Origin of the sequence: Mesorhizobium sp. M0243 (genome assembly GCF_040321775.1) — a bacterium.
Lineage (GTDB): Bacteria > Pseudomonadota > Alphaproteobacteria > Rhizobiales > Rhizobiaceae > Mesorhizobium.
Window position 1 is genome coordinate 146,420 of record NZ_JAMYSF010000012.1, and the last position, 11,110, is coordinate 157,529.

8 protein-coding genes are annotated in these 11,110 nt (G+C 63.6%); 6 read left to right on the plus strand and 2 right to left on the minus strand.

Annotation, left to right across the window (positions count from 1 at the left end; genetic code table 11):
• Window positions 1–84 precede the first annotated feature (84 nt).
• Window positions 85–2,571, minus strand: a complete 2,487-nt coding sequence (locus NKJ11_RS17845; protein WP_352793868.1) for a mechanosensitive ion channel domain-containing protein — start codon at window positions 2,569–2,571, stop codon at window positions 85–87.
• 256 nt (window positions 2,572–2,827) lie between these two features.
• Between NKJ11_RS17845 and NKJ11_RS17850 the strand changes: the two genes are divergently transcribed.
• The 5 genes from NKJ11_RS17850 (at window position 2,828) to NKJ11_RS17870 (ending at window position 9,623) form a co-directional block, all read left to right on the plus strand.
• Window positions 2,828–4,087 carry a sarcosine oxidase subunit beta gene (locus NKJ11_RS17850; RefSeq protein WP_023812337.1) on the plus strand — a complete coding sequence of 420 codons (1,260 nt, stop codon included), beginning with the start codon at window positions 2,828–2,830 and terminating at the stop codon, window positions 4,085–4,087.
• Between the two features lie 17 nt (window positions 4,088–4,104).
• The gene (locus NKJ11_RS17855; RefSeq protein ID WP_352793869.1) at window positions 4,105–4,419 is read left to right on the plus strand and encodes a sarcosine oxidase subunit delta; all 315 of its coding nucleotides are present in this window, start codon (window positions 4,105–4,107) and stop codon (window positions 4,417–4,419) included.
• The gene (locus tag NKJ11_RS17860) at window positions 4,416–7,409 is read left to right on the plus strand and encodes a sarcosine oxidase subunit alpha (protein WP_352793871.1); all 2,994 of its coding nucleotides are present in this window, start codon (window positions 4,416–4,418) and stop codon (window positions 7,407–7,409) included. The genes NKJ11_RS17855 and NKJ11_RS17860 overlap by 4 nt, the downstream gene beginning before the upstream one ends.
• A complete protein-coding gene (locus NKJ11_RS17865; protein WP_352609505.1) occupies window positions 7,402–8,004 on the plus strand; it encodes a sarcosine oxidase subunit gamma in 603 nt (200 codons plus the stop codon). Before NKJ11_RS17860 ends, NKJ11_RS17865 begins: the two co-directional genes overlap by 8 nt.
• Before the next feature lie 176 nt (window positions 8,005–8,180).
• A complete protein-coding gene (locus tag NKJ11_RS17870) occupies window positions 8,181–9,623 on the plus strand; it encodes an MFS transporter (RefSeq protein WP_352439855.1) in 1,443 nt (480 codons plus the stop codon).
• Between the two features lie 11 nt (window positions 9,624–9,634).
• Here the strand turns inward: NKJ11_RS17870 and NKJ11_RS17875 are convergent, their stop codons facing one another.
• Window positions 9,635–10,339, minus strand: coding sequence for a nitroreductase (locus tag NKJ11_RS17875; RefSeq protein ID WP_352609502.1), 705 nt, complete (start codon window positions 10,337–10,339; stop codon window positions 9,635–9,637).
• Between the two features lie 180 nt (window positions 10,340–10,519).
• Here NKJ11_RS17875 and NKJ11_RS17880 point away from each other — a divergent pair, with 180 nt between their 5' ends.
• Window positions 10,520–11,107, plus strand: a complete 588-nt coding sequence (locus NKJ11_RS17880) for a helix-turn-helix domain-containing protein (protein WP_502895795.1) — start codon at window positions 10,520–10,522, stop codon at window positions 11,105–11,107.
• Window positions 11,108–11,110: the final 3 nt, after the last annotated feature.

Below are 11,110 nucleotides of genomic sequence, written 5' to 3' on the forward strand. Positions count from 1 at the left end.
TATGAGATGGAAGCTGAACCGCAACTGAATGCCCCATTCATGCCGCAATCGGCTTTCGATGGTTGAGACCCACCGATTCCCAGCCTAGTCCGGATCTGGCTTCCTGGTTTTGCGGGACTTGACCAGTCGCTTCTTCTCCGCCTCGGCTTCGGCCTTCACCTGCTCCTGTTCGGCGAAGTCGGCCTCGATCTTGTCGTCGTCTGTCGGCCAGGCCTTGGGCTTGTGGGCCTCGACCACGGCGCGTGGCGTCGAGGGCATCTCGATGTGTTCGCTGCTGAATTTTTCAAGCACGGCAAAACGGATGTCGTTCTGCGCGATGTTGCCGTTCATCACATCGGCCAGGAACACGCGGATCTCGAATTCCAGGGCGGCAGGGCCGAAATTGGAAAACAGCACGAAGGGTTCGGGGTTCTTCAGCACCATCGGGTGGCTGCGGGCGATCTCCAGCAGGACGGCATGAACCTGCTTGACGTCGCTGCCATAGGCGACGCCGACCTTGATGTCGATGCGGCCGAGCTTGTTGCGGTGCGTCCAGTTGCCGACGGCATTGTTGATCAGGTTCGAGTTGGGCAGGATCACCGATTGCCGCTGGAAGGTTTCGATCTCGGTGGCGCGCACGCTGATCTTCTTGACTGTGCCGCTGACATCGCCGGCAACGATCCAGTCGCCCACCTTGAACGGCCGTTCGGCCAACAGGATCAGGCCGGAAACGAAATTAGACACCACGTTCTGCAGGCCAAAGCCGATACCGAGGGAAAGAGCGCCGGCGACCAGCGCCAGGCTGGACAGGTCGATACCCGCCGCCGAGATGCCGACCAGTGCCGCGAGCGCGACGCCGGCATAGCCGACCGCCAGCCGGATCGAGTTGCGCACGCCGGTATCGACCTTGCCACGCGCCATCACGGAACCGTCGAGCCAGCCCTGGAACCAGCGTGTCAGGAAATAGCCTATGACGAAGACGACGATGCCGGAGAGGATGCCGGTGACCGAGATCGTCACCGAGCCGATGTTGATCCCGGTTGCGAGCTTGTAGGCCCAGGCCTGGATATCGCCGGGCTGGAAACCCCACATCAGCAGGATCAACGGCAGGAACACCAGCACGATCATCACATTGATGGCAACGCTGACGACAAGGCCGAGCTGGTCGAGGGCTGTATCCTCGTAGCTGGATTTGGCCGACAGCCAGCGCCCGACGGTCGTGTTGGCGAAAGCACCCTCCTCGCCGATCGCCTGCGCCGACAGGAAGCCGATATAGGCGGTGATCAGCACGGTGCCGGTAACGACGACCTGCAACGAAACGAACAGAGCAAGGCCGATGTAACCGAGCAGCGCCGCGACGATGGTGAAAAGACCGAGCGCAAGCGCCGTATAGCGCAGCCATGCCGGCCAAGGCCGCCAGCTTCCGTCACGCGCCTTGAACGGCCTCAGCATCGCCATCAGGATCAGGATGACGCCGACGATGATGGTGGCGCCGAAACTGCGGGCGATGGTCAGCGACAGCGGCGAGCCCATTTTGTCGTTGATGACCGACAGGAAATAATTGACGCAGATGACCACGGCCATGGCGGTCGTCAGCCGCACCAGCCAGCGCGCCGGACCTGTCTCGACGGGGATAAGGCGCCAATTCGGCAGCCGCGGCTCGAGCGCCGCATTGGTCAATCGGTTGACGCAGAACACCACCCCGATGACGGCCGCGAGCGCATTCAGGAAGAGGCCGATGTCGCCACGCAACACATGGTAATAGTTGAAAAAGAACACCGTGGAGGCCAAGAACACGCCAACCGCCAGCGTCGGCAGCAAGGTCGACCAGAAGGCCACCGACAAGCGGCTGAGATAGGATGGATCCTCATTGGCAGGGTCGGCTTCGAACACGCGCCCGAACAGGCGCCGGCCACCGACCAGCAGCACCAGCGCCAGCCCGAGCGCCACGAAGGTTGCCGCCAGAATGGCCTGGAACTTGAACTTGAAAGCGAAGCTTAGCCATGACGACACCGCTTTGTAGAAATTGCCGAATTCGTCCCTGGCGTCCGAAAAGACCTGCGGGCTGAGCGCGTCGGACAGCACATAGCGCTTGGTGAGCACATTGCGGAACAGCTCGCTGCGCATGTTGCCGATCTTGTCGATCAGCCCGCTGATGCGGATCGAAAGCGATTGGGCTTGCGCAATGACGGCATTGATCTCCGCCTTTTCCGACACCAGCGCCTCGCGTTCGCCGCTGACGATGTCGGGCTCCGGCGGCTGACCCGCGGCAGGTGCCGCGCCAAGCTGCTCAAGACGGCTGTTGATCTCGCCAAGACGCGTACGGAAGGCCAGTGCGCTGTTCAGCGATTGCCGCGACAGCTCCTCGAGTTGCAAGCGGATATCGACAAGGCTGCTATCCTCCTCGCCGTCCTGCTGTATCTGCTTCTCGAAATTGTCGGTCTTGGTCGTCAGCGCCTGGATGATCTTCTGCTGGTCGGCGACCAGTCCGGCAGGCGCCTGGCCAAGCCCCTGTGCCACCGCATCGAACGACAGCGGCGCCGAGACGACAAGCGTGAGGATCAAAATGAGACGAAGCAATCGGAAAAGCATGATTTGTTGGCGACTCATCGGCGGCGAAGGCAATTTGAAAGCCTGTCCTTGATAAAGACGGCCCTATCATGGGGCAAGCCGTCGCATCGCGGACTCATCCGATCATTGACCTCACTGATCCTGACTCTCATTGAGCCCAGACCCCATTGATCCCCTGACCGATGCGTCGGCCAGTCGAAAGGCGATGGCGCAATATTGGCTTTGCCGGTGCGGCCTGCTCTATAGTCTGCCGCATCGCCCGAACCGGATGACATCAATGGCAGAGTACTCGGCCTTTTCGCTGCTCGCGAACGCGCTCAAGGGAAACAAGGATTGGAAGCCGGCATGGCGCAAGCCGGACCCGAAGGCGTCCTATGACGTCATCATCATCGGCGGCGGCGGTCATGGGCTGGCGACCGCCTATTATCTTGCCAAGGAACACGGCATCACCAATGTCGCCGTTGTGGAAAAGGGCTGGCTCGGCTCCGGCAATGTCGGCCGCAACACAACGGCGGTGCGCTCGAACTATCTGCTGCCGGCCAACACCCGCTTCTACGAACACTCGATGAAGCTGTGGGAAAACCTTTCGCACGAGCTCAACTACAATGTCATGTTCTCGCAGCGCGGCTGCCTGAACCTGGCGCACACGCCGGCCCAGTTCGACGACTATGCAAGACGCGGCAATGCCATGCGCCATCTCGGCGTCGATGCCGAACTGATGACGAAGGCTGAGATCAAACGTCTGATTCCGGCGCTCGACATCTCCGACAGCGCGCGCTTTCCGGTGGTTGGCGGCCTGATGCAGCGACGCGCCGGCACCGCCCGCCATGATGCGGTGGCCTGGGGCTATGCGCGCGGCGCCGACCGTCGCGGCGTCGACATCATCGAAAACTGCGAGGTCACCGGCTTCCTGCGCGACGGCGACCGCATTTCAGGCGTGACGACGTCCCGTGGCGACATCCGCGCCAGGAAGGTGGCCGTTGCGGTCGCCGGCAGCACCGGGCGTGTCATGCAGCTTGCCGGTATCGAGACAATGCCGATCGAGAGCCATGTGCTGCAGGCCTTCGTCACCGAATCGCTGAAACCCTTCATCGACACGGTCGTCACCTTCGGCATGGGCCATTTCTACATGTCGCAGTCGGACAAGGGCGGCCTCATCTATGGCGGCGACATCGACGGCTACAACAGCTACGCCCAGCGCGGCAATTTGCCCGTCGTCGACGAGGTGATGAGCGAAATGCTGGCGCTGTTTCCGGGCCTTGCGCGCGTGCGCATGCTGCGCTCCTGGGGCGGTGTTTGCGACATGTCGATGGACGGCTCGCCGATCATCACCACCGGCCCCCTGCCCGGCATGTATCTCAACTGCGGCTGGTGCTATGGCGGCTTCAAGGCGACGCCGGCTTCCGGCTGGTGCTTCGCCTGGACCATCGCCAAGGACCAGCCGCACGATCTCAACGCCCCCTTCACCCTCGACCGCTTCCACCGCGGCCTGGTGATCGACGACAAGGGCCAGGGTGCAAACCCGCGGCTGCATTAGGCATTAGGTAGAGTTCAATGTTGATCACTTGCCCCTATTGCGGCCCGCGCGACGTCATCGAGTTCACCTATCAGGGTGACGGCAACCGCGAGCGTCCCGATCCTGCCTCTCAGAATTTCGAGGCGTGGAATGCCTATGTCTATGACAGGCTGAACCCGGCCGGGGATCACAACGAGATCTGGCAGCATTCCGGCGGTTGCCGCACGCATCTGCGCGTCGTGCGCAACACGCTGACGCATGAGATTTCCAGCGTTGCTTTTGTGGGCGGTGATCATCAAGGGCGCGGCGATCATGGCTCCGCCGCGCGCCGCAAGGCGGAGGACAAGTCATGAGCCCGCGCCGCACCGACACCGGCGGCCGCATCGACCGGCTGAAAACCATCCGCTTCACCTTCGATGGCGCGGCCTACACCGGCCATGCCGGCGACACGCTGGCGTCAGCCCTGCTGGCCAAGGGCGTCACGCTTTACGGACGTTCGTTCAAATACCACCGCCCGCGCGGCCTGCTCACAGCCGGCGTCGAGGAACCCAACGCGCTGGTGACGGTGCTGAAGGGCGAGGTTCGTGAACCCAACATCCCGGCGACCATGGTCGAGATCCATGACGGACTGGTTGCCATCAGCCAGAACCGCTTTCCCTCGCTTGCCTGGGACATCAACGCCGTCAACCAGCTCGGCGGCAAGATCCTGTCGGCCGGGTTCTACTACAAGACCTTCATGGGACCGGTGTTCGGTCCGCTCAAAGGCACGCGCTTCTGGATGTTCTGCGAACACTTCATCCGCCGCGCCGCCGGCCTCGGCAGCGCCGGATCGGCAAAGGACCCGGCCCGCTACGAACGCATGAACGCCTTTTGCGACGTGCTGGTGGTCGGCTCCGGCCCCGCCGGCCTGATGGCCGCCAAGGCTGCCGCCGATCAGGGCGCCCGCGTCATGCTGGCCGATCTCGAGCCGCGTTTCGGCGGTTCGGCCAACTGGTCCGATGAAACGATCGACGGCGCGCCTGCCGCCGATTGGGCCCGTCGCACGGTCGCCCAGCTCGAAGGCCGAGACAATGTCCGCCTTTTGCCGCGCACCACGGTCTGGGGTTACTACGACAACAACACGCTTGCCGCGCTCGAACGGGTCAGCGACCATAAGGATCAGCCAGGCAAGGGCGAGCCGCGCCATCGCTATTGGGCGATCCGCGCCAAATCCGTGGTCCTGGCCACTGGTGCGTTCGAGCGGCCGCTGGTCTTCCCCGGCAATGACAGGCCCGGTGTGATGCTGGCGCATGCCGCCGAGCGCTACGCCAACGAATTCGGCGTGCTGCCGGGCGAGCGGATCGCACTGTTCACCAACAATGACAGCGCCTATCGGGCGGCGGTCGCCTTGAAGAAGGCCGGTGCCGCGGTCGTCGCCATCGCCGATGTCAGGCCGGAACTTTCGCCGGAGATGCGCAAGCTGGCCGCGGAAGCGGAGGCCGAGATCTTCGCCGGCCATGCCGTCGTCGCCACCGAAGGCGGCAAGGCGCTGTCCGGCCTCAAACTGCAGCGCTTCGACATGACCAATGGCACGCTCATCGGTGATGCCCGCAGCATCCACGCCGATTGCCTGCTGATGTCGGGCGGCTGGTCGCCGACCATCCATCTGGCCAGCCAGGCCGGTGCCAAGGCGGAATGGAACGCCGCGCGGCAAGCTTTCCTGCCGCCAAAGCCGACACAGAGCTGGATTGGCGCCGGCGCTTTCACTGGCAGTTTTTCCACCGCCGAGGCCATCGCCGAAGGCCGCGCCGCCGGCCTCGCCGCCGCCGGTGGAACGAGCACGCCGGCCGTGCTGCCGACGGTCGAAGCAGCACCTGGCGATCCCGATCCGGCACCGGTGTTCGAGATCAGGGCCAAGGGCAAGAGCTTTGTCGATTTCCAGCACGACGTCACGGCAGAAGACGTGCGACTTGCACACCGCGAAGGCTTCGTCTCGGTCGAGCATCTCAAGCGCTACACCACGCTCGGCATGGCGACCGACCAGGGCAAGAGCTCCAACGTGCCTGGCTTGGCCATCATCGCCGAAGCGCTGGGCAAGCCGATCCCCGAGGTTGGCACGACACGCTTCCGGCCGCCTTTTGCGCCGGTGTCGATCGGCTCGCTGGCGGCGGAACGCTTCGGCGACCTGAAGCCCGAGCGACTGACGCCGATGCATGACTGGCATCTGGCCAATGGCGCGACGATGTATTCCGCCGGCCTCTGGTATCGCCCTATGATCTACGGGCTTTCAGGCGAAACGGTCGAGCAGGCCTATGTGCGCGAAGCCAAGGCGACACGCGAAAGCGCCGGCATCGTCGATGTCTCGACATTGGGCAAGATCGCCGTGCAGGGCCCCGACGCCGCCGCATTCCTCGACCGTGTCTACACCAACATGTTTTCGACGCTGGCCGTCGGCAAGGCACGTTACGGCCTGATGCTGCGCGAGGACGGCCTTGCCTTCGACGACGGCACCACATGGCGGCTCGGCGAGCAGGATTTTCTGATGACCACCACCACGGCCAATGCTGGCAAGGTGATGCAGCATTTGGAATATTTCCTCGACGTGATCTGGCCGGAGCTGAAAGTCCACGTCACCTCGGTGACCGACGAATGGGCAGGTGCCGCGATCGGCGGGCCGAGGGCCAGGCAGATCCTTGCCGCTTGCGTCACCGGCACCGGGGTCGACAATGCCACCTTGCCCTTCATGGGCATCGTGCGTGGCGATATAGCAGGCGTGCCGGTGATGATATGCCGGCTGTCCTTCTCCGGTGAAATGGCCTTCGAGGTCTATTCCGGCGCCGGCTTCGGCACCCATGTCTGGGAAGCGCTTGTTGAAGCCGGCAAGCCGTTCGGGCTGGTCACCTACGGGCTCGAGGCACTGGGCACCATGCGCATCGAAAAGGGCCATGTCACCGGCGCCGAGATCGATGGCCGCACCACGGCACGCGACCTGCATCTCGACTGGATGCTGTCGAAGAAGAAGCCTTTCATCGGCTCGGCGATGATGGACCGCGAAGGCTTGATCGCATCGGACCGCCTAGAACTGGTCGGCCTGATCGCCCTCGATAACCGGCCGCTCAACGGTGGCGCCCACATCGTCGAGGAGGTTGACGAAGCCAATCCGCACGACTCCATCGGCCATATTACCGCCTGCTGCTATTCGCCGGCGCTCGGCAAGCATATCGCGCTGGCGCTGGTCAAGGGCGGCAAGGCACGGCAGGGCACGCGCGCCCATGTCTCCGACCCCTTGCGCAACCGCTTCGGACCGGTCGAGATCGTCTCCAATCACTTCTTCGATCCGGACGGGAGCCGCATGCATGGTTGAGCGCCAATCACCCGAGCCCTTGTCGCCGCTTGAGCCCGAATTCCACGTCGGCTCGCACGGCAATTTCGAGCATGGCGTCGAGATCATCCTGACCGAGACGAGGCCGGGGTCGATCGTGCAGCTCGCCGCCTGGCCCGGCGAGGAGAAGAAGCTGATCGCGGCCATCCGCACCGTCACCGGGCTTGCCCTGCCCGATGGCGCCGGCGGCGGCCTGAGCGACGGCGTGAAGTCGGTTTTCGGCTTCGCGCCGGGAAAGTTCACGGTCGCCGACGAGGCCGAAGGGCTGGCAGCAGCCTTTGCCAAGGCGGTGCCCCCGGCCATCGGCACGGTGACCGACCTCTCGCACGGCCGCACCGCCATCCGCATTGCCGGGCCGAAGGCCGAATGGGTACTGGCGAAATTCTTCGCCATCGACTTTTCGCTGCCGGCCTTTCCCATCGGCGCCGGCCGTTCGACCACCCATCACGATGTCTTCGCCCAGATCCAACGCACCGGCGCCGACCAGTTCGACACCTATGTCTTCCGCTCGTTTGCACGCTCGTTCTGGAAGGCGCTCTGCCACGCCAGCGAGGAAGTCGGCTACGAGGTGCAGTAGGCGGCGGCGCCGAACGGTCGCATCGCTCCTGCTTCTGGCATCAAGGCCAGCCGGTTCTGCCGCTAGAGAATCTGGCCGCAGGCGCCCATGGTGCGAAAACGTGGCCGCCCAACCGGCCCAGGGATATGAAATCCCTTCTTCAAGAGTCGGCACATTCGTTTGGTTCGAACATCTCCATGACCGCAGAACTATCCGCCGGCGCCACGGATCGCGCCGATGTGCCGGCCAGAGCCTTGCTCCTGCTGCCGCTAACGGTCGCCTGCGGCGTGTTCATGACCAGCCTCGACCAGAATGTCGTGGTGACCGCGCTGCCGGGCATCAGCGAAAGCCTCGGGCGTCCGCCCAGCCAGCTCGGCCTCTTGATTACCGTCTATGTCGCCAGCCTGATCATCTCGATGCCGCTTGGCGGCTGGGCCGCCGACCGCTTCGGACTGCGCAACGTCTACTGCTTTGCCTTGCTGGTGTTCGCCGCCTCGTCGGCGCTCTGCGGGCTGTCCGACAACATCTGGACGCTGGTCGGCGCCCGCGCGCTGCAAGGCTTTGGCGGCGCCTTGATGGGCACGCTCGGCCAGGTCGTCATCCTGTCGACCTTTCCGCGCAGCCGAACGCTGAAGATCAACATGTACATCTCGCTGGCCGGCCAGTCCGGACCGTTGGTCGGTCCGCTCGTCGGCGGCGCGCTGACCACCTACATTTCCTGGCGCTGGATCTTCTTCATCAACGTGCCGTTCGCGCTGGCTGCGGCAATTCTTGCCGCCTCGCTGTTTCCGACGATGACCAAGCCGGTGCGCACGCCGTTCGATTTTCCGGGCTTCCTGCTGGTCGGCAGCGGCATGGTCCTGCTGGTCTTCGGCATGGATTCGCTTGCCGCCAAGGATGCCGCGGGCGGCATCATCGCCGCCGAACTGGCGCTGGCGCTCGTTATCCTGACCATCGCCTCGTTCTACTGCCTGCGCGTGCGCAATCCGCTGCTCGATCTCAAGCTGTTGCGCATCCGTACCTTCCGCATTTCGTTCCTCACCGGTGGCGGGCTGGACACGATCGGCCTCAGCTCCGTCGTCTTCCTGCTGCCGCTGATGTTCCAGCTCGGCTTCGGCATGAGCGCGGTTCAGGCGGGATCGCTGACCTTCGTCGCCGCGGTCGGCTCCGTGGCCATGCGGTTCTTCATGCCGCGTGTCCTCAACCGTTTCGGCTTTCGCCGCGTGCTGGTCTACAACACGCCCATCGTCGCCGCCCTGGTTGCCGGCTTCGCGCTGATGCAGGCGACGACGCCGGTATGGATCGTGCTCACCTACATCTTCGTCTTCGGCGTCTTCCGCTCCGCGCAATGGGCCTCGACCGGCAACCTCGCCTATTCCGACATCGCGCCCGAGCAGCTCGCCCGTTTCAGCGCGCTCTATTACATATTATGGCAGCTGGCAGTGGCGATCAGCGTTGGCCTGGCCGCCGCGGCACTGTCGTTTCTGGCGGGCGGCGGCCCTGCCGTCGCCGACGACTTTCGCATCCTGTTCGTGATCGAGGGCGTCATCACGCTCTGCGCGCTGCTTGCCTACCTCAAGCTGACGCCGCAAGACGGCGTCCATGTCAGCGGCCACGGCGCACAGATGAACACGGAATGAAGCTGGCTGGCTTACTCGCTGAACGTCACCCACTCTTCCAGCGGCACGCGGTCGGTGCGGAAGGCGTTTTCAGGTTTTGACGTATCTTCGTAACCAACCGCCATGCCGCAGACGACGATCTCTTCGTCCGGAATGTCGAGCACCGGCCTGATCTGCCGGTGATAGGGCGCGAAGGCCGCCTGCGGACAGGTGTGCAGACCCCTGCCTCTAGCTGCGACCATGATGTTCTGCAGGAACATGCCGTAGTCAATCCACGAGCCCTGGTTGAGGCGGCGGTCGATGGTGAAGATCATGCCGACCGGAGCGTCGAAGAAGACGAAGTTGCGGTCGTGCTGGGCGCGCATCTTGTCGACCTCGCGGCGACCAATGCCGAGCGCGCCATAGAGGCCGAAACCGTTGGCGCGGCGGCGGGTCAGATACGGCTCGAAGAACTGGGTGGGATAATACCGGTACTCGTCCCAATCGGCTTTTTCGGCGCGAATGCCGGAATTGAGAATGGCGTCTGATATCCGCTGCTTGCTCTCGCCCTTGGTGACATAGACTTTCCATGGCTGCATGTTGGTGCCGGATGGGGCGCGCGCCGCAACCGCCAGAATGGCGCGGATGGTGTCGTCGTCGACCATGTCGGGCAGGAATGCGCGCACCGAACGGCGCGACAGGATCGCCTCGTCGACAATCTCGGCAGCGCCCGCAATTCGGGGGTTATTTTCCAGCATGGGCCGTCCCTTACCCTTTGTCTCGATCGGACGTCCCCACTCGCCGCTCTCGGCGGAGCCTTTGCATGAACCATCAAAATCGCGCAAGCAAATCTTGTGCATCCGTGAAAATCTACTTGATTTTTTCATGAGCTTGATTTCTCATGAAATTTGAGCGGATTTTTTCATGAAGAGAGCGTTTTGCCTTCGACTACCGCAAGAACATTGCAGGGACCTGACGAACGCGTGCTGGCCGGCGACATCAGGGCCCTGCGCAAGGCGCGCGGGCTGACACTCGCCGAGATTGGCCTGAATCTTGGCCGTTCCGTCGGCTGGGTCAGCCAGGTCGAACGCGGCCTGTCGACGCCATCGCTCGGTGACCTCAGGGCCTTCGCCGAACTGTTCGGCGTGCCGATCAGCCTGTTCTTCAGCCATGACGTACCTGTCGAAAGCGAGCGCGGCGTGGTCGTGCGCGCCGGCAGGCGCCGCACGCTTGGCACAAGCGAATCCGGCCTGGTGGAGGAGCTTCTGTCGCCCGATCTCGGCGGTAGCTTCGAGATGGTGCGTTCGGTCTTCGCGCCAGGCGCGGAACTGAAGGCCGAGGCGCAGCGACCGACCGAGGAAGCCGGATACGTCGCGTCCGGACTGTTCGACATCGAGATCGGAGGTGTCTGGCATCGGCTTGGCGAGGGCGACTCCTTTCGCTTCGAAGGCAAGCCCTACCGCTGGCGCAATCCGGGTGCCGAGCCGGCAATTGTCATCTGGGTGGTTTCACCACCCGTCTATTGAGTT